17 protein-coding genes are annotated in these 17,892 nt (G+C 57.6%); 16 read left to right on the top strand and 1 reads right to left on the bottom strand.

Going from position 1 to position 17,892, the window contains the following annotated elements:
* Positions 1 to 12: 12 nt before the first annotated feature.
* From dxs to ABTV87_RS09605, 11 genes are all read left to right on the top strand, one after another.
* A complete protein-coding gene (gene dxs / locus ABTV87_RS09655; RefSeq protein WP_433899344.1) occupies positions 13 to 1,845 on the top strand; it encodes a 1-deoxy-D-xylulose-5-phosphate synthase in 1,833 nt (610 codons plus the stop codon).
* 27 nt (positions 1,846 to 1,872) lie between these two features.
* Positions 1,873 to 2,832, top strand: a complete 960-nt coding sequence (locus tag ABTV87_RS09650; RefSeq protein ID WP_221533006.1) for an SAM-dependent methyltransferase — start codon at positions 1,873 to 1,875, stop codon at positions 2,830 to 2,832.
* 30 nt (positions 2,833 to 2,862) lie between these two features.
* Positions 2,863 to 3,942, top strand: a complete 1,080-nt coding sequence (locus tag ABTV87_RS09645) for a terpene synthase family protein (protein WP_433899343.1) — start codon at positions 2,863 to 2,865, stop codon at positions 3,940 to 3,942.
* Positions 3,943 to 4,161: 219 nt separating this feature from the next.
* The gene (locus ABTV87_RS09640) at positions 4,162 to 5,082 is read left to right on the top strand and encodes a Rieske 2Fe-2S domain-containing protein (protein ID WP_433899342.1); all 921 of its coding nucleotides are present in this window, start codon (positions 4,162 to 4,164) and stop codon (positions 5,080 to 5,082) included.
* A gap of 167 nt (positions 5,083 to 5,249) precedes the next feature.
* Positions 5,250 to 6,179, top strand: coding sequence for a 4-hydroxy-3-methylbut-2-enyl diphosphate reductase (gene ispH / locus ABTV87_RS09635; protein ID WP_221533003.1), 930 nt, complete (start codon positions 5,250 to 5,252; stop codon positions 6,177 to 6,179).
* 25 nt (positions 6,180 to 6,204) lie between these two features.
* On the top strand, positions 6,205 to 7,473 hold the full coding sequence (ispG, locus tag ABTV87_RS09630; RefSeq protein ID WP_433899341.1) for a flavodoxin-dependent (E)-4-hydroxy-3-methylbut-2-enyl-diphosphate synthase: 1,269 nt from the start codon (positions 6,205 to 6,207) through the stop codon (positions 7,471 to 7,473).
* A 244-nt stretch (positions 7,474 to 7,717) separates the two neighbouring features.
* The gene (locus ABTV87_RS09625) at positions 7,718 to 8,518 is read left to right on the top strand and encodes a glucose 1-dehydrogenase (RefSeq protein WP_433899340.1); all 801 of its coding nucleotides are present in this window, start codon (positions 7,718 to 7,720) and stop codon (positions 8,516 to 8,518) included.
* Positions 8,511 to 10,337, top strand: a complete 1,827-nt coding sequence (locus ABTV87_RS09620; RefSeq protein ID WP_433899339.1) for a glycoside hydrolase family 15 protein — start codon at positions 8,511 to 8,513, stop codon at positions 10,335 to 10,337. The genes ABTV87_RS09625 and ABTV87_RS09620 overlap by 8 nt, the downstream gene beginning before the upstream one ends.
* Before the next feature lie 308 nt (positions 10,338 to 10,645).
* On the top strand, positions 10,646 to 11,035 hold the full coding sequence (locus ABTV87_RS09615) for a hypothetical protein (RefSeq protein ID WP_433899338.1): 390 nt from the start codon (positions 10,646 to 10,648) through the stop codon (positions 11,033 to 11,035).
* A gap of 11 nt (positions 11,036 to 11,046) precedes the next feature.
* Entirely contained in the window at positions 11,047 to 11,679 is a 633-nt protein-coding gene (locus ABTV87_RS09610; RefSeq protein WP_433899337.1) for a BRCT domain-containing protein, read from the top strand.
* Positions 11,680 to 11,691: 12 nt separating this feature from the next.
* Positions 11,692 to 12,591: an alpha/beta fold hydrolase gene (locus ABTV87_RS09605; protein WP_433899336.1), complete on the top strand. Its 900-nt coding sequence runs from the start codon at positions 11,692 to 11,694 to the stop codon at positions 12,589 to 12,591.
* Here ABTV87_RS09605 and ABTV87_RS09600 read toward each other — a convergent pair.
* The gene (locus tag ABTV87_RS09600) at positions 12,560 to 13,543 is read right to left on the bottom strand and encodes a GlxA family transcriptional regulator (protein WP_085607944.1); all 984 of its coding nucleotides are present in this window, start codon (positions 13,541 to 13,543) and stop codon (positions 12,560 to 12,562) included. The genes ABTV87_RS09605 and ABTV87_RS09600 overlap by 32 nt on opposite strands.
* 90 nt (positions 13,544 to 13,633) lie before the next feature.
* On the opposite strand from ABTV87_RS09600, the gene inhA reads away from it, so the two are divergent.
* From inhA to ABTV87_RS09575, 5 genes are all read left to right on the top strand, one after another.
* Positions 13,634 to 14,320, top strand: a complete 687-nt coding sequence (gene inhA / locus ABTV87_RS09595) for an isonitrile hydratase (RefSeq protein WP_433899335.1) — start codon at positions 13,634 to 13,636, stop codon at positions 14,318 to 14,320.
* Positions 14,321 to 14,570: 250 nt separating this feature from the next.
* Positions 14,571 to 15,362 (top strand): lysostaphin resistance A-like protein, encoded by a 792-nt coding sequence (locus ABTV87_RS09590; protein WP_433899334.1) that lies wholly within the window; start codon positions 14,571 to 14,573, stop codon positions 15,360 to 15,362.
* A gap of 102 nt (positions 15,363 to 15,464) precedes the next feature.
* Positions 15,465 to 17,030: a methyl-accepting chemotaxis protein gene (locus tag ABTV87_RS09585; protein ID WP_433899333.1), complete on the top strand. Its 1,566-nt coding sequence runs from the start codon at positions 15,465 to 15,467 to the stop codon at positions 17,028 to 17,030.
* Positions 17,031 to 17,238: 208 nt separating this feature from the next.
* The gene (locus tag ABTV87_RS09580) at positions 17,239 to 17,385 is read left to right on the top strand and encodes a hypothetical protein (protein ID WP_433899332.1); all 147 of its coding nucleotides are present in this window, start codon (positions 17,239 to 17,241) and stop codon (positions 17,383 to 17,385) included.
* A gap of 6 nt (positions 17,386 to 17,391) precedes the next feature.
* Positions 17,392 to 17,811, top strand: a complete 420-nt coding sequence (locus ABTV87_RS09575) for a type II toxin-antitoxin system YafO family toxin (RefSeq protein ID WP_433899331.1) — start codon at positions 17,392 to 17,394, stop codon at positions 17,809 to 17,811.
* Positions 17,812 to 17,892 lie beyond the last annotated feature (81 nt).

Raw genomic sequence — 17,892 nt, 5'->3', positions numbered from 1 at the left:
AAGGAATCCAGCATGTTCGAATTACTCAAGACCATCGATAGCCCGGTTGATTTGCGTGCGCTGCATGTCGCCGCCCTGGGCCCACTCGTGGATGAACTGCGGGCGTTCATTTTGCATAGTGTCGCTAGAACCGGCGGTCACCTCTCGGCCAACCTTGGCACCGTGGAATTGATTGTTGCGTTGCATTACGTGTTCAACACCCCCAACGACAGAATCGTGTGGGATGTCGGCCATCAGGCCTACGCCCACAAAATCCTTACCGGACGACGTGAGGCGATGGAGAGCATTCGCCAATTCGGTGGAATTTCCGGCTTTCCCCGCCGTTGCGAATCTGAATTCGACACCTTTGGCACGGCGCACTCGAGCACTTCCATCTCAGCGGCACTGGGCATGGCGTTGGCCGCTCGTAATCAATCGCAACCCCGCCATTGCGTAGCAGTAATCGGAGACGGCGCGGTAACAGGCGGCATGGCATACGAAGCGATGAACAATGCCGGCTTATATAAGGAATTGCCGTTTCTTGTGATTCTCAACGACAACGATATGTCGATCTCGCCACCGGTCGGGGCCTTACGCGAATACTTCGGGAATTTGAAACAGTTAAAAGAGTCAGGAACCGAGGCGACTTTTTTCGAAGCCTTGGGCTTTGGCTACACAGGCCCCATCAACGGTCATCATCTCGACGAGTTGCTCCCTGCGCTGCACGCCCTGAAAAAACTGCGCGGCCCGCAACTGCTGCACATTGTCACAGAAAAGGGGCACGGTTATTCACCGGCAGCATCCAACCCGGTGCTTTACCACGGACCGGGAAAATTTGACCCCGCACACGGTATCGATCCCCCTGTGACCAGCAAGGCCACTTACACCCAAGTATTTGGCAGGTGGATATGTGATGAAGCTGAACGTGATCCAAACGTAGTGGCAATCACCCCAGCGATGTGCGAAGGATCAGGTCTGGTGGAGTTCGAACGACGCTTCCCCGACCGTTTTTTCGATGTCGGAATTTCCGAACAACACGCGCTGACCTTCGCTGCAGGATTGGCAGCCGAGGGTTTGAAACCGGTGATGGCGATCTACTCGACCTTTTTGCAACGAGCTTACGACCAGTTGATTCACGATATCGCTATCCAGAATCTGCCTGTGGTTTTCGCCATAGACCGGGCTGGTATCGTCGGTGCCGACGGTGCCACTCACACGGGCGCTTTCGACATCGCTTATCTGCGCTGTATACCGAACCTTACTGTCATGGCCCCGGCAGATGAAGACGAATGCCGACTGATGTTCCACACCGCCCTCCTCCAAAAAGGCCCGAGTGCAGTGCGATATCCACGCGGATCGGGTAACGGCGTCGTCACGTCGCGGGCATTGCATACCCTGCCGGTGGGCAAAGGTGAAATCCGCCGAAACTCCACGCAGCCCACGGGCTATCGCATCGCTATCCTGGCATTTGGCTCGATGCTGCGCCCCGCCCTTGAAGCCGCCGAAGCATTCGACGCCACTGTCGCCAACATGCGCTTTATCAAACCCCTCGATGGGGCCCTAGTTGAGCAACTGGCCCGGAACCATGATCTGTTGGTAACCATTGAGGAAGGTTGCGTGATGGCGGGTGTTGGCTCAGCGTGCCTGGAGCAGTTAGCCGCGATCAGCCACTCACCGCCAGTGCTGCAATTGGGCTTCGTCGATCAATTCATCGAGCACGGTGCATCTGAAAAATTACTGAGTATGTGCGGGCTCGATGCGCCCGGGATCACGCGTTCGATAGAGGTATTTATAAGCCGCCTCGATGTGAAGTTTCCCGACAACAGCAACGCAACGATCGGCGTGTCGTTGCGGACACGAGTATGACGTGAATATTCACAAGGAGAGAAAACAATGAGCAAACAAGCCAAACCGGCTGTCATCGCCGACGAAACTCACTTGCCCTATCAGATCATTCAAGGATCGAGCGTCGATAACTACCAGGAAAAGGTTGTATACACCTATGGCGACAGTCCCGAAGACTGGCGCAAGGCGATCGGTAATTACATCCTCTTCCAGTTCGGTGTCTATGACGATCCACGTTCGACACCGCCAATCAGCCTCGACGAGTCAGGTATTCGCTACTTTGAGCGCCAACTGAAACTGGCAGGTCTGGAAGAACCCGATCGCCCACCGATCAAACGTATTCTCGATATCGGCTGTGGCTGGGGTTACATCCTTAAGTACCTGGCCGAACGCTTCCCGGAATGCCAGCACCTCGACGGCGTGAACGTCAGCCGGCGCCAACTGGAATTCTGCGCAAAATTTCACGCCGAACAGGGTTTGACCGATCGCATCAATCTGTACCTGTGCAACGCCAAAGACATCGAATTGCTCCCCGATGCCGATGAGCCCTATGACCTGGTGATCATTCGCGGCGTGATCTCGCACTTTCCCGATGAACTCTACGAAAACACCATGCGCGCCCTCTTTTCTCGAGTGCGCGAAAGCGGCGTCGTAGTGATTTCCGACAACCTATACAACACCGATCCCAAGGAATACAAACCCGACACTCCGGACGACGTGGATCGCTTGGCCTGCAAACACCGCAAGACACCTGAGTACTTTCGTCAAGTGCTGGAAGAGAGTGGTTTCACCACTCATGACATGCGCGTATTGCCATCCAACATAGATGTTGCACGCTGGTTGATGGATTCGAAAGCCAATATTGAAAACGAGGAACTGTTTCCGAATGGGGTGACGGGGGCATTGGAAGAGTTGCGGGTATTGGCGGAGAACTGGTCGGTGGCGCTGCTTAAGAACAAGGTTTCTACTTATAGTGTGATTGTGAAAAAGCCAGGCGAAAAGTTCTGATCGCTTTTAAAAATATCACAAGGAGTCTACATGACCACTCTTACACTAACCAATATCAATTGCCCATTGCCATATAAAATTTATCCAGAAAGTGAAAAGCTTGAGGAAGGAGTTATCTCGTGGATGGATAAATGGCATTTATACAGTGATGAAAAACATCGGCAACGTCTGGCCAGCGTTGGATGCGGCCGCCTGGCGGCACTGATGTACCCCGATGCGGCGAGTGCTGATATCGCACAAATCTTCGCGGACTATACTCTTTGGGCTTTTTCATTTGACGACGAGTACTGCGACGAAGGTGCAATGAGTGAAAACCCCGCGCGATCAATTACCGCCATGTTACAGATGCAACGCTCGATCGAATCACCCGAAGTCCCCGCTTACCCTGAAAACAATTTTGCAATGGCTTTACGCGACATACGTTTAAGGCTGGACAAATATACAACTCCATTACACACCTCTAGATTTGTAAATACTCAACGTGGTTACTTCATGGTCGAAGTAGGAAAACTGGTCAATCCACAACCAACCTTGAACGATAGCGCACTGCTGCGTCTTAGTTCAGGTGGCGGAATGGTTTTTCCAACTTTTGGCCATATTAGCACCCTGGTCAATATAAGCCAGTCAGATATGGAGGATCGACGCCTATGTGCTCTGACCGAAATGGCTGCAATGATGATTGTCTGGGAAAGTGACTTCTTTTCGTATGGCAAGGAACTGGCAAGAGATCCCGAGGGCAGACAACATAATATTGTCTCTCTGATTCAACAGCGCACTGGAATTACTCATAATCAAGCATTGGCAGAAGCTTTCAGCATGCGCGACAACATTGCTGGCTTGTATATGCGACTGAGAGATTCTGTGCTAGCAAAAGCGTCACCGGAAGTTGAAGCCTATATCCAGAGCCTGGATTGTTACTGGCGTGGGGGGTTGGAGTGGATAATTGAAAACCCTCGATACCGTTACTTGAATGGAGTCGACGGACCACTGGCTTATTACGGGGGAACTCTGACCGAGAACTTCCCGGATAATTGCAGGGGAATAGTCGATATTCCTTCAATATCTTGGTGGTGGCATTACGATCCTTTGCATTCAGCCCCTATAGACTAGGCCACATAGAGAAAAAAGTGTGCGACAGGAATCCGTCGATTACGAGATAGTGGGGAAACTCACCGTCCATTAATACTCAACTATAGGTGGGATCACTTCGTGACAATGTCGAGCACTCCTAATGAGAGGATAACTCCATCAACTTTATATCCTGACGGCTGGTTCGTACTGTGCTTCGCCAGTGAACTCAAACCCAAAGCTGTGAAAACGGTGCCATTCATGGGCGAGGAATTAGTGCTTTACCGCACCGAATCAGGCGCTGTCCGAGCCGTCGAGCCCTTTTGTCCGCACCTGGGTGCCCATCTCGGAAGAGGAGGAAAGATCGTCGGCGAAACCATTGTGTGCCCGTTTCATCATTTCGCGTTCACTGCGGATGGCCATTGCCTACACACTCCCAGCGGGATCAAACCGCCACAGGCAAGGCTCGCTCACCGCCGAGTACAAGAATGGAACGGACTGATATTCGTGTGGCAGGGATCTGATGTACCCCACGCAATATGGAAACTGCCCGACCTTCAATTGGCAGGATTTCCCACTCCGCTCAGAAGTCATCACAACGCACGGGGCAACCTCCAGAACATAGGCGAAAATGTCTTTGACCTGAACCATTTCGCACCTGTTCACAGCTGGATGAATGCAGTCATGCAGCCACCTATCGCCGAAGGTCATCAACTGACAGTCCAGTACACTATGGAAGTACTCGGGCTCGCTATAGAGATGAAAATGACGCTTTACGGGCTCGGATTAACGGTTGTGGATGTGACCCAGAAACGACTAGGTCTGCATATCATATTGATGGTGACTCCTACCCAGATAGCCCCACTCCAATGGTCATTGAAAGACTTCATGGTGCTTCGGGTCGAGAGGCTCTCGATGTTCCCACGCTGGATCAGAAACACATTGAATCTGGCCCTGACAGCGGCGGCTTACCATTTCTGGTTCATTCCTGAGGCGAAAAAAGACCTTCATATCTGGGCCTACAGAAATTACGGCGCAAAACCGAAACTCACCGTCAACGAAGGCCCTATTATGATTTTCCGCAATTGGACAGCGCAGTTCTATCCACCTCATGAAGTCCCGCCCGAAAAGCTACCGCTAACGGGAACGCTCATTGCTTCTACCCGCGACATACACACTTGAAGTGTCACGGAGCCAGAGCCAGCAATGGACACTGAATGCCCTTTGAGTAGCATCGAACAGCCGTAAAAGCCCCTCGCGAACCTTTAGCGACAGAGATGTGGGCGAAGCCTGTTCAGATAGATTGTGCTCATTGACAGGTAAATACCGAAGGAACGTGAGAATCCACCATGAAAGTCATCCTCGCCCAACCCCGAGGTTTCTGCGCCGGTGTAGTTCGCGCTGTCGATACCGTCGAACAGGCCCTTGAGCAATTCGGTGCACCAGTCTATGTGCGGCACGAAATCGTCCATAACCAGCACGTGGTCGAGGACTTGCGGGCCAAAGGAGCACGATTCGTCGAAGATCTGAATGAAGTCCCAGCCAATGCCGTCACGATTTTCAGCGCTCATGGTGTTGGAAAAGAGGTAGAAAACGATGCTCACCAGCGGGGATTAAAGGTCCTGGACGCCACCTGCCCGCTGGTAACCAAAGTGCACAACCACGGCCGTCAATACGCCGCCCGAGGTTATCAGGTGATCCTGATTGGCGAACCGGACCATCCCGAGGTGATCGGCACGCTCGGACAAATTCCCTCTCCGGTGGTGGTCGTACAAACCGAAGCGCAAGTCGCCACACTCGAGTTTTCACAGGACACACCGCTGGCCTACATCACCCAAACCACCCTCAGCGTCGACGACACCCATGCAGTAGTCGACGCACTCAAGCGACGTTATCCGCAGATCATCGGACCCGACACCCGCGACATTTGCTATGCCGTACAGAACCGTCAAACGGCTGTACGTGAACTGAGCCAATGCGTCGATGTGGTGCTGGTGATCGGCAGCCCACAAAGCGCCAACTCCGTGACGTTGCGTGATATCGCCGCTGAAACAGGAATCCCCAGTTACCTGATCGCCGATGGCAGCGCAGTTCACAGCGAATGGCTTAACGATCAATCGACCATCGGTATTACCGCCGGCGCTTCAACACCCGAGGCGATGGTCAATGATGTGCTCAATGCGCTGAACAGGATCGCCCCGCTCGAGATCGAGACCCTACCAGGACGCGAAGAGCATGCTCACTTCCGTTTGCCCGACGGTTTGATTGCCCGTCAGTAAGCCGCGCCCTACAGGAGTCGTATCCATGGACAGCCCTATCGCTCGACGCAACACCCGGCAAGTCATCATCGGTCCTGTCAACGTAGGCAGCGACGGGCCCGTTGTTGTGCAGGCCATGACCAATACCGATACCGCCGACGCCCAAACTACAGCCCGCCAGGTCGAAAGCCTCGCGCTGGCAGGCGCCGAACTGGTGCGGATCACAGTCAACAGTCACGACGCCGCAGCGCAGGTAGCACACATTCGCGAGCTTCTGGATCGGCGCAACATCAAGGTGCCGCTGGTGGGTGACTTTCATTTCAACGGCCATCGTTTATTAGCGGCATATCCCGAATGCGCCGAGGCACTGGGCAAGTACCGCATCAACCCCGGCAATGTCGGCAAGGGCGCCAAGCGTGACGAGCAGTTCTGCAGCATGATCGAAGCCGCCTGCCGCTACGGCAAGCCGGTGAGAATCGGTGTTAACTGGGGGAGCCTGGACCCGGATTTGCTGGCTCGGATGATGGACGCAAACGCAGCATCAGCCCTGCCGCTGGAGTCCGATGCGGTGATGCATGAGGCACTAGTGGTATCGGCGCTGGAGAATGCGCAACGGGCCATCGACGTCGGCTTGTCGGCAGACCGGATTGTGCTGTCGGCAAAAGTCAGCCATGTGCAGGATTTGATCGCGGTGTACCGCAATCTCGCCGCACGTTGCGATTTTCCGCTGCATCTGGGGTTGACCGAGGCCGGCATGGGCTCCAAAGGTATCGTCGCCTCCTCTACCGCGCTGGCGGTGCTTTTGCAGGAAGGCATCGGTGACACGCTGCGCATTTCCCTGACTCCGGAACCCAACGGTGACCGCACCCGTGAAGTGCTCGTGGCGCAGCAGATTCTGCAGGTCATGGGCTTGCGTGCATTTACCCCCACCGTGGTGGCCTGTCCCGGGTGCGGGCGCACCACCAGCAGCTTTTTTCAGGAACTGGCGCAGCAGATTGATGGTTTTCTTCAGGCCCGAATGCCCGAGTGGAAAATGCAATTTCCCGGCGTCGAAAATATGCATGTCGCGGTCATGGGCTGCGTCGTCAATGGCCCGGGCGAAAGCCGTCTGGCGGACATCGGCATTTCCCTGCCTGGAGCAGGAGAGCATCCATCGGCACCGGTGTACATGGACGGCGAGCGGGTAATGACACTCAAGGGCAGCAACATCGCAACGGACTTCACTGAGTTGCTCGATGCCTACGTGGCTGCCCGGTATGGCCTGCAATCCGAGGCCAAAGCCAGACTGGAAGCACTGTTAAATCCACCCCGGTGAATTTGAATAGATTTAGCAACGTCGTTGGAGATCTCTTCAAGTGTCAATGTGAACTCGTGGCCAAGTTGCCACAAAGCCTGACGGCCGGGGAAGCGAGGAATTGTTGGTGGAGTGTCAAGTCCCTGTGCCGTGCAGGGCCAATCGCTGCCGCATAAACCTGTCGATGATTTCATGTACGCGGATGAACTCTCGCCGCCGCCCATCAGTCAGCTAAATAAGCCCTCAACCCAAGGCGCGACCCTGCATGCAGATTTCCCTCGCCCGCCAAGTGGCTCTTGTCACCGGCGCCAGTTCCGGCATCGGCCACGGTGCCGCCAAAGCCCTGGCCGCCGCCGGTGCCGCCGTGGTTATCAACTACAACCGTCAGGCCGAGCCCGCCGAAGCGCTGGCCCGGCAGATCATTGCCGACGGTGGTCAGGCCATCGCCATCGGTGCCGACGTCTCGAAGGAAGAAGACGTGGAGCGACTATTCCAGCAGACCCTCGATGCCTTTGGAACGCTGGACATTCTGGTGGCCAATTCCGGCCTGCAAAAAGACGCGGCGGCTGTGGATATGTCGCTGGCCGACTGGAACGCGGTGATCGGCGTCAACCTCACCGGCCAGTTCCTCTGCGCCCGCGCCGCGCTGCGGATCTTCAATCGCCAGGGCGTGCGCGAAGGCGTGTCCCGGGCTGCCGGTAAGATCATCCACATGAGTTCGGTACACCAGCGCATTCCCTGGGCCGGGCACGTCAATTACGCAGCGTCCAAGGGCGGCGTCGATCAGCTGATGCAGACCCTCGCCCAGGAAGTCAGCCACCAGCGCATCCGCATCAACGGCATCGCACCGGGGGCAATCCGCACGGCCATCAATAAGGACGCCACCGAAGGCGACGCCGCGCAGGACCTGCTCAAACTCATCCCTTACGGGCGCATCGGCGATGTCGAGGACGTGGCCAACGCGGTGGTGTTCCTCGCCTCCGATGCCTCCGACTACATCGTCGGCACCACCCTGTTCATCGACGGCGGCATGAGCCTCTATCCGGAGTTCCGTGGCAATGGCTGAGCATCAATCCGAACGACAAAGTCCCATCGACGCCCACGGCATCATTGGCGACATGCGCAGCGCCGCGCTGGTCAATGACAAGGGCAGCGTGGATTTTTTCTGCTGGCCGGAGTTCGACAGCCCGTCGATTTTCTGTTCGCTGCTCGATACCCCCGATGCCGGGATTTTTCAGCTCGCGCCGGACCTGCCCGATGCCCGGCGCGAACAGATTTACCTGCCGGACACCAACGTCCTGCAAACCCGCTGGCTCAGCGACCACGCCGTGGTGGAAATCACCGACCTGCTGCCGATTGGCGACAACGACGATGCCCTGCCGCTGTTGATGCGCCGGGTGCGGGTGGTCAGCGGGCAGGCGACGTTTCATCTGCGCTGCGCCGTTCGGCATGACTATGCCCGCGCTGAAACCCGCGCTGTCATCGACAAAAAGGATGTGCTGTTCAGCGCCAGCGGGCAGCCGACATTGCGGCTGGCCTCGGATCAAACCTTGAGCGTTGATGACGATGCGGCAGTCGCACAGTTCACCCTCAAGCAGGATCAAACCGCCGCCTTCATGCTCGGCGCCAGCGACGATCCGCGCTTCGCCGAAGGCGCCGCGCAACTGTGCATCGAGCGCACCCTGAAGTTCTGGCGCGACTGGATCGGCCAGTCCAACTATCGCGGTCGCTGGCGCGAAATGGTCAACCGCTCGGCCCTGGCCCTGAAGCTGCTGACCTCGCGCCAGCACGGGGCAATCCTCGCCGCCGCCACCTTCGGCCTGCCGGAAACCCCCGGCGGCGAACGCAACTGGGATTATCGCTACACCTGGATCCGCGACGCCTCCTTCACCGTCTACGCCTTCATGCGCCTGGGCTTTGTCGACGAAGCCAACGGCTACATGCGCTGGCTGCGCGGGCGGGTCAGCGATTGCAGCGGCCAGTCGATGAAACTGAACATCCTCTACGCCATCGACGGCCGCCAGGAACTCCCGGAAACCGAACTCACGCATTTATCCGGCCACGGCGGCGCGAAACCGGTGCGGATCGGCAATGGCGCCTACGACCAGATTCAACTGGATATCTTCGGCGAACTGATGGACGCCGTTTATCTGGTCAACAAATACGGCGACGCGATTTCCCACGAAGGCTGGAAACATGTGATGGAAGTGGTCGATCAGGTCTGTGAGACCTGGCAGACCAAGGATGTAGGCATCTGGGAAATGCGCGGTGAGCAACATCACTTCCTGCACTCACGGCTGATGTGCTGGGTGGCGCTGGACCGGGCAATCCGCCTGGCCTCGAAACGCTCGCTGCCGGCGCCCTTCGCCCGTTGGGACCAGACCCGTCAGGCGATCCACGCCGACATCTGGGACAACTTCTGGAATGAAGAGCGCGGGCATTTTGTGCAGTACCAGGGCGGCACGGCGCTGGATGGCTCGATGTTGCTGATGCCGTTGGTGCGATTCGTCAGCGCCAAGGATCCGAAATGGCTGGCGACGCTGGAAGCCATCGAAAAACATCTGGTGCGCGACGGCATGGTTTACCGCTATCGCAACGATGATGCGGGTATCGACGGTTTGTCCGGCACTGAAGGCGCCTTCGCCGCGTGCTCGTTCTGGTACGTGGAATGTCTTGCCCGCGCCGGACAAGTAGAAAAGGCCCACCTGGAATTCGAACAACTGCTGCGTTACGCCAATCCGTTGGGGCTGTACGCAGAGGAATTCGACAACCGTGGCCGGCATCTGGGCAACACACCACAGGCGCTGACGCATCTGGCACTGATCAGTGCAGCGAGTTTTCTGGATCGCAAGTTGAGTGGGGAGAAGAATTACTGGCAGCCGTAGTCATCCATTTTCGCCAGAGCCTGTAGGAAAGATCTCAACTTCAATCGCCGCTTGTAGGAAGGCTACCTACGAGCGGTAAACACCCCCGAGCCTTGCAGTTGAAGGGTTGGCCCACACAATCGATTCCTTTCGATACAACTGGTTGATGGCACGGCCTACAGAAACCTGCCAACCCCGTGTAACGCTTGGCCCGCAACTCGCACTTACACCCCGAAATACCTTGTTGCCAGCTGTTACATCCCCCCCTACCATCCACCGCAACGGGCACAGCGGAGCTGTCCAATAAAAACCCGATTCAAGGAACCAGAATGAGCCAACGCATCCACCGCCAGATCGACACCCCACTGCGCACCGGCCTCAAGCGCGATGAACTGTGGGACGCCGCCGACAAGGGCCTGATCAAATGCTGGGAAATCGGCCGCCAGCGCGCCACCCGCTTCCCCGACCTCGCTCAACGCTGCAGCGCCGATGAACTGCCGGTGCTGGGTTGGAAAGGCGGGGTCAGTCGCAGCCTGAAGAAGAATGAAAAATACGGATCGCTGAAATACCTCGCCCAGTGGCAAGGGTTGCGTGGGGAAGATCTGGATATTGATCTGAGTGCCGAACGGGTCATGACCTGCTCGCGGACGAAAATGGTGGTGACGTTTACGCCGGATCGCAGCAAGTATCTCAATCAGGTAGCGGAAGCTGAAGCTTAAGGAGAAGCGCAATGGTCGATCTGCATCAGGAGTTTCAGAACAGCAGTTTCTTTCATCAGGCCCGAATCGACCGTCGCTCCGTCGACGCGCTGACTGGAATCGCCGCCGGGCTTGCAGCAGACGGCAAGATCAATCAGCAGGAAGCCGAATTTCTCAAAAACTGGATCGAATCGCACTTGATCCATCTGAATGATCCGGTCGTCAACATCCTTTATAAGCGTCTCGCCGACATGCTCAGTGACGGCGTTCTTGATGCAGAAGAGTCAGCCGAACTGCTGGAAATGCTTCACCAGTTCGCAGGTCTTCCAGTCGGCGTACAGCAACCCTTCGTTGCCTCAACCTCTCTGCCTCTGGACAACCCTGCTCCGGCATTGAGCTGTGCTGATCGTGTCTTTCTCTTCACCGGTGTCATGGCCTACGGCCCCCGCAAGGACTGTGAAGCGCTGATTGTCGAGCGAGGTGGACTGATCGGCGGCTCGGTCAGCAAAAAGATTCATTATCTGGTGGTGGGCAGCATCGGGAACGATCAATGGCTTCACAGCAGCTACGGCACCAAGATCAAAAAAGCCGTTGAGCTTCGCGACAGTGGCGTGCCGATTGCCATCATCAGCGAAGACCATTGGCAGAAGGTGTTATTCGGATAACGGGAGAGTGAGATGACCCAAGCCGTGATGCAGTTTTGCAAGACTGAAAGCCTGACCATCGCGTATGAGCATCACGGCCCGGAAAATGGCACGCCGGTCATCCTCCTTCACGGCTTCCCCTACTCTCCCCGCGCCTACGATGAAATCGCCCCGCCCCTCGCCGCCAAAGGCTATCGGGTGATCGTGCCGTACCTGCGCGGCTATGGGCCAACGCGTTTCAACAGCCCGGACACCCTGCGCTCCGGCCAGCAAGCGGCGCTGGCTCAGGATCTGCTGGATCTGATGGATGCGCTGGGTGTCGAGCAAGCGACGCTGTGCGGTTACGACTGGGGTGGTCGGGCGGCGTGCATCGTTGCGGCGCTGTTTCCTGATCGCGTGTGCGGTTTGGTGACGGGCGATGGCTACAACCTGCAAGACATTCCGAATTCGGTCCAGCCGCTGGATCCGCAGAGCGAACATCGCTACTGGTATCAGTATTACTTCCACACGCCCCGTGGCGTTGAAGGGCTGATGCAGAATCGTCGGGCGCTGTGCGAGTTGCTGTGGCAGTTGTGGTCGCCGACCTGGGCGCGGAACGCCGAGCGTTATCCGCTGAGTGCGTCGGCGTTCGATAACCCGGATTTCGTCGAGGTGGTGATTCACTCTTATCGCCATCGCTTCATGTACGCACCGGGCGATCCGGCGCTGGAGGGGATGGAGCAGGCGCTGGAGAAACAACCGGCGATCGGCGTTCCGACGATTTCGCTGTGCGGTGCCGATGATGGCGTTGGCCCGGCACCGGCGGACGATGAAGATGCGCACCACTTCACCGGGCCTTATGAGCGGCGAGTGCTGGCGGGGGTCGGGCATAACATTCCCGAGGAAGCGCCGGGCGAGACGCTCAAGGCATTACTGGATCTGCTCCAGCGCTGACCGAAAACCGCTCCCGATAAGCCTGCGGCGTCACACCCATGGCCCGCAGGAAGCTGCGTCTTAACGTCTCTTCACTGCCAAATCCACAATTGGCCGCGACCCGTTTGATTGGCAAACCGGTATCGCTCAACAACCGGCGGGCGGTTTCAACGCGAATCAGTTCAATCGCCCGGGCCGGGGTCTGGCCGGTGTCGGCGCGGTAGTGGCGCACGAAACTGCGTTCGCTCATGCCGGCCTGTTCGGCGAGGGTTGGAATACCCAGATCGCAGGTCAGGTGTTCGGCAATCCACGCGTGCAGATCATCGAAGCGGTTGCCCTGTTTTTGCAGTGACAGCGTCACGCTGAATTGCGACTGCCCGCCCGGGCGCTTGAGGAACACCACCAGTTGCCGGGCGACGTCCAGGGCCATGTCGCGACCGAGATCGTCTTCGACCATAGCCAGCGCCAGGTCGATGCCGGCGGTGACGCCTGCCGAGGTCCAGACCGGGCCGTCGTTGATGAAGATCGGATTGGGCTCGACCTGCAATTGCGGGTGTTGCTGCGCCAGTTGTTCGCAGCGGGTCCAATGGGTGACGACCCGGCGACCGTCGAGCCAGCCGCTGGCCGCCAGTAGAAATGCGCCCGTACAGACCGAAGCCACACGCCGGCAGTCATTTGCGTGTTCACGCACCCAACCCACCAATTCGACATCTTCGGCAGCGGCGTAAACGCCCCAGCCGCCGGCGATGATCAGCGTGTCGCTGGGCTGTTCCGGCAGCGGCTCGGCCAGCATCGCCAACCCGGCGGAAGAGTTGACCGCCCCGCCACCGCTGGCAATCACCGTTGGCGCATAGGGCGCAGGCAAACCTTGCTGGCGGGCGATGTCGTTGGCCGAGGCGAAGACCTGCAACGGCCCGGTGACATCGAGCAATTGCACATTGGCGAACGCGAGTACGTGGATGGTTTTCGGCATTTGGCGTAATTCGTGGGCTGATTGGCGTATGCGCCAAAACCTACGCGCCTACAGTGAAGCCGTCTACCCCCCTTTTCACGGAGAAGAACCATGGCGTTGCAGATCGGTTTTCTGTTGTTTCCACAAGTGCAGCAACTCGACCTGACCGGCCCGTATGACGTGCTGGCCTCGTTGCCGGACGTGCAGGTGCACCTGATCTGGAAGGATCTGGTGCCGGTCACCGCCAGCACCGGGCTGGTGCTGAAACCGACCACCACGTTCGAGGACTGCCCGGATCTGGATGTGATCTGCGTACCCGGAGGCGCCGGGGTCGGGCCGTTGATGGAGGACGAGCAGACGCTGGCGTTCATCAGGTCGCAAGCGGCTCAGGCGCGTTACGTGACGTCGGTGTGCACCGGTTCGCTGGTGCTTGGGGCGGCGGGTCTGTTGCAGGGCAAACGGGCGACCACGCACTGGGCTTATCACGATCTGCTACCGACGCTGGGCGCGATTGCGGTGAAGGATCGGGTGGTGCGTGACGGCAATCTGTTCACCGGGGGCGGCATCACGGCGGGGATCGATTTTGCCCTGACGCTGGCGCAGGAACTGGTCGGTGTCGACACGGCGCAACTGGTGCAGTTGCAGCTGGAATATGCGCCGGCGCCGCCGTTTGATTCGGGCAGTCTGGAGACGGCGCCGAGTGCGGTTGTTGAAGAAGCCCGCAAGCGTGCAGCGCCGTCGTTGAAGCTGCGCACTGAAATCACCGAGCGCGCGGCGGCGAAACTCAACCTGCGCTGATCTCCCGCCAAACACAAAATTCCTGGTGGAATATAAATCCCCTGTGGGAGCGGGCTTGCTCGCGAAGGCGTTGTAACATTCAGCAAATCTGTTAGCTGACACACCGCATTCGCGAGCAAGCCCGCTCCCACATTGGGATTTGTGTTTGGCCAATGGCTTTGTTGTCCCGGTTTCTCGCCACACCTTCACTTGTCCCCTCGGCCTTACGAGTGTAGAAAGCCTGTCCACAAATCGTGCACAAGGACTTTCCATGACAGCTCTGCCATGGCTCTATCTCGGGCTTCTCAGCCTTGGTTACGGATTGGCGCTGAGTTTCGGCCAGCTCGGCTGGCTGGCGCTGATCTCCATTGCACTGCTGGTTTTCGCCGCTTACGCCGTGCGCCAGCAAACCGTGCCGGTCGGGCGTTATCTCGGCCATGGCCTGTTTATCGTGCTGGCTCTGGCGCTGGCCCTGCACTGGCTGCCGGGCTTCTACAACGGCCGGGCCATCGTGCCGCAGCGCTTCACCGACAACGCCGTGCCGTTCTCGATGTACCTGAATCTCGACAAACCGTTGATTGGTTTCTGGCTGCTACTGGTCTGCCCATGGATCGTCGCGCGACGCTCATTGCGCCTGACGGTGTACGCCACCGCGCTGGCACTGACGCTGAGCGTAATCCTCGCATTGGGCGGCGCGGTGTTGCTGGGCATGATCACCTGGGCGCCGAAATGGCCGGATCAGGCGTGGCTGTGGGTGCTGAACAATCTGCTGCTGGTGACGCTGGTCGAAGAAGCGCTGTTTCGCGGCTATATCCAGGGCGGCCTGAGCCGGCGTTTCAAACACCTGCCCTACGGCGAAAACCTCGCGCTGCTGCTGGCGTCCTTGCTGTTCGGTCTGGTGCATGTGGGCGCCGGCTGGCAATGGGTGTTGCTGGCGAGCCTGGCGGGTGTCGGCTATGGTCTGGCCTACCGTTTTGGCGGGCTCGGTGCCGCGATCGCCACGCATTTTGGCCTGAACCTGCTGCACTTCGGTCTGTTCACCTATCCGATGCTCGCGGGTTGAAGCAAGGGCCGTTTTGCGACGCCGTACTTATAAATGAAAAAAAATTTCAATAAATGGCCGACCCCGCCGACAACCTTTCAAAGCCTTGCGGATTGAAAAACCATGCGTAATAACCAGCCCATTACACAACGCGAACGGACTTTCCCGGCTCAGCAACGGTTGATTTCCACAACCGACGCCAAAGGCGTGATCACCTACTGCAACGACGCATTCGTCGAAATCAGCGGGTTTTCGCGTGAGGAACTGATCCGTGCGCCGCACAACCTGGTTCGTCACCCCGACGTCCCGGCTGCGGTGTTTTCGCACATGTGGGGCACACTGAAACAAGGCTTGCCATGGATGGGCATTGTCAAGAATCGCTGCAAGACCGGTGATCATTACTGGGTGAACGCCTATGTAACGCCGGTGTTCGATGGCAATCAGGTGGTCGGTTACGAGTCGGTGCGGGTCAAGCCGTCCGCCGAACAGATCCGCCGTGCCGAAGCGCTCTACCAACGCATCAACCAGGGCAAGTCGGCGATCCCTCAAACTGACAAATGGCTGCCGGTGCTGCAGGACTGGCTGCCGTTCATTCTGGTCAGCCAGCTGAGCTTCATGATCGGCGCCACCCTGAACTCGCAGTGGGGCTTCGTCCTCGCCGCCGGTCTGTCGGTGCCGCTGGGCCTGTTGGGCCTGCAATGGCAACAACGCGGGCTCAAACGCCTGCTACGTCTGGCCGAGCAGACCACCTCCGACCCGCTGATCGCGCAGATGTACACCGACAGCCGTGGCCCACAGGCCCGTCTGGAGATGTCGATCCTCAGCCAGGAAGCCCGCCTGAAAACCTGCCTGACCCGTCTGCAGGACACCGCCGAGCACCTGACCGATCAGGCCAAACAGTCCGACGCCCTGGCGCACAACAGCTCCAGCGGTCTGGAACGTCAGCGCGTGGAAACCGAACAGGTCGCCACCGCCGTCAACCAGATGGCCGCCACCACGCAAGAAGTGGCCAGCCACGTACAACGCACCGCCGACGCCACCCAGGAAGCCAACCGTCTGACCGGTCGCGGTCGCGACATCGCCGGCGAAACCCGCGAAGCCATCCAGCGCTTGTCCGTAGTTGTTGGGGAAACCGGTTTGACCGTCACCCAACTGGCCAAGGACAGCGACGAAATCGGCGGCGTGGTCGACGTGATCAAAGGCATCGCCGACCAGACCAACCTGCTGGCCCTCAACGCCGCGATTGAAGCCGCGCGGGCCGGCGAGATGGGCCGTGGTTTTGCGGTAGTTGCCGACGAAGTCCGCCAACTGGCACAACGCACCAGCGAATCCACCGGCCAGATCCACGCCCTGATCGCCAAACTGCAACAGACTGCATCCAGCGCCGTGCAAACCATGGAAGCCGGTCATCGCCAGGCGGAAGAAGGTGTGGCGCGTGTTCTGGAAGCGGATCAGGCACTGGTGGGCATCAGCGAAGCAGTGGCCAACATCACCGACATGACCACCCAGATCGCCGCCGCGACCGAAGAGCAAAGTGCCGTGGCTGAAGAAATCAGCCGCAACATCAGCAACATCTCGGAACTGGCGGACCAGACCTCGGAACAGGCGCATAACTCGGCGTTGCTGAGTGAAGAGCTGACCAAGACTGCTAATACGCAGTATTCGTTGGTGGAGCGGTTTAACCGCTGATTGTTCTGCAATACAAAAAACCCGGATAGCGAGAGCTTCCGGGTTTTTTATTGTGGCTCACCGCGTGACTACACATAGGGGCGCTATGCCCTACAAGAACGCCAGAATCCGCTGACTGGTGCACCTTTGGGGTCGGCTCTATCGTTTGCCGGTAGAAATCCAATCCCTTAAGCTGGTCAGTATGAATACATCTCCTTTGGAGGCTCCGATGGCCACCACCAGAAAGACCGACAAGCCAGTCAAAAAAGTCATTCGCGATGAACTGACTTTTCTTGATGTCCGGCAAGCCGCGCGTGATGGGCAGAAAGCGTTCGATAAATATGTGATCACTGGCAAGCTACCCATAACAAAGTAGCCATAGATGCCAGCAGTCAAAATCTCTGCGCTTTTCGAACAAATCAACAACTGGAAAAACTTCGCCGCTCATTTTTATAACTACAAAGTGTGCGGTGAACTGCCCGCTATTTTTGGGCGAGACGAACGACTCGACCTCAGCGATATGCATCACATCCACCTGGCCAGCACCCAAGCGACCCAGTCACGGTGGGCAAAAATAGACCGCCAGTATTATCGAACTGCCTTGGTTGATGATCCTGACAACGACTTCTGGCTTATCTACGCCTACGACGCTTTCCGGGATGAATATCTTTTGCTGACAATCACAGGCCCGGATGCCCATAACCGGAGTGAGTGGGGTTCATTTCTGCGAACGGTGCATAGCGAGATTGTTGAGCCATGGATCGTGGGAAAAGTCATCTATTCCGACCTTGAGGACTTTTGATCAGTTGGCTGGCCAATTCTTGGAACTCGCCTGTAGCAAGGCAATAAAAAACCCGGATAGCGAGAGCTTCCGGGTTTTTTA

Source organism: Pseudomonas sp. PSE1(2024) (assembly GCF_050990555.1).
Taxonomy (GTDB): domain Bacteria; phylum Pseudomonadota; class Gammaproteobacteria; order Pseudomonadales; family Pseudomonadaceae; genus Aquipseudomonas; species Aquipseudomonas aphyarum.
The sequence above is the reverse complement of the archived record's forward strand: the minus strand, read 5'-3'. Positions and strand labels throughout refer to the sequence as shown.

Coding starts and splice junctions, on each gene's coding strand:
- ABTV87_RS09610 (WP_433899337.1), top strand. CDS start 11,047: ATGGTCGATCTGCATCAGGAGTTTCAGAACAGCAGTTTCTTTCATCAG.
- ABTV87_RS09575 (WP_433899331.1), top strand. CDS start 17,392: ATGCCAGCAGTCAAAATCTCTGCGCTTTTCGAACAAATCAACAACTGG.
- inhA (WP_433899335.1), top strand. CDS start 13,634: ATGGCGTTGCAGATCGGTTTTCTGTTGTTTCCACAAGTGCAGCAACTC.
- ABTV87_RS09600 (WP_085607944.1), bottom strand. CDS start 13,543: ATGCCGAAAACCATCCACGTACTCGCGTTCGCCAATGTGCAATTGCTC.
- ABTV87_RS09620 (WP_433899339.1), top strand. CDS start 8,511: ATGGCTGAGCATCAATCCGAACGACAAAGTCCCATCGACGCCCACGGC.
- ispG (WP_433899341.1), top strand. CDS start 6,205: ATGGACAGCCCTATCGCTCGACGCAACACCCGGCAAGTCATCATCGGT.
- ABTV87_RS09585 (WP_433899333.1), top strand. CDS start 15,465: ATGCGTAATAACCAGCCCATTACACAACGCGAACGGACTTTCCCGGCT.
- ABTV87_RS09650 (WP_221533006.1), top strand. CDS start 1,873: ATGAGCAAACAAGCCAAACCGGCTGTCATCGCCGACGAAACTCACTTG.
- ABTV87_RS09605 (WP_433899336.1), top strand. CDS start 11,692: ATGACCCAAGCCGTGATGCAGTTTTGCAAGACTGAAAGCCTGACCATC.
- ABTV87_RS09640 (WP_433899342.1), top strand. CDS start 4,162: ATGGGCGAGGAATTAGTGCTTTACCGCACCGAATCAGGCGCTGTCCGA.
- ABTV87_RS09580 (WP_433899332.1), top strand. CDS start 17,239: ATGGCCACCACCAGAAAGACCGACAAGCCAGTCAAAAAAGTCATTCGC.
- ispH (WP_221533003.1), top strand. CDS start 5,250: ATGAAAGTCATCCTCGCCCAACCCCGAGGTTTCTGCGCCGGTGTAGTT.
- dxs (WP_433899344.1), top strand. CDS start 13: ATGTTCGAATTACTCAAGACCATCGATAGCCCGGTTGATTTGCGTGCG.
- ABTV87_RS09590 (WP_433899334.1), top strand. CDS start 14,571: ATGACAGCTCTGCCATGGCTCTATCTCGGGCTTCTCAGCCTTGGTTAC.
- ABTV87_RS09625 (WP_433899340.1), top strand. CDS start 7,718: ATGCAGATTTCCCTCGCCCGCCAAGTGGCTCTTGTCACCGGCGCCAGT.
- ABTV87_RS09645 (WP_433899343.1), top strand. CDS start 2,863: ATGACCACTCTTACACTAACCAATATCAATTGCCCATTGCCATATAAA.
- ABTV87_RS09615 (WP_433899338.1), top strand. CDS start 10,646: ATGAGCCAACGCATCCACCGCCAGATCGACACCCCACTGCGCACCGGC.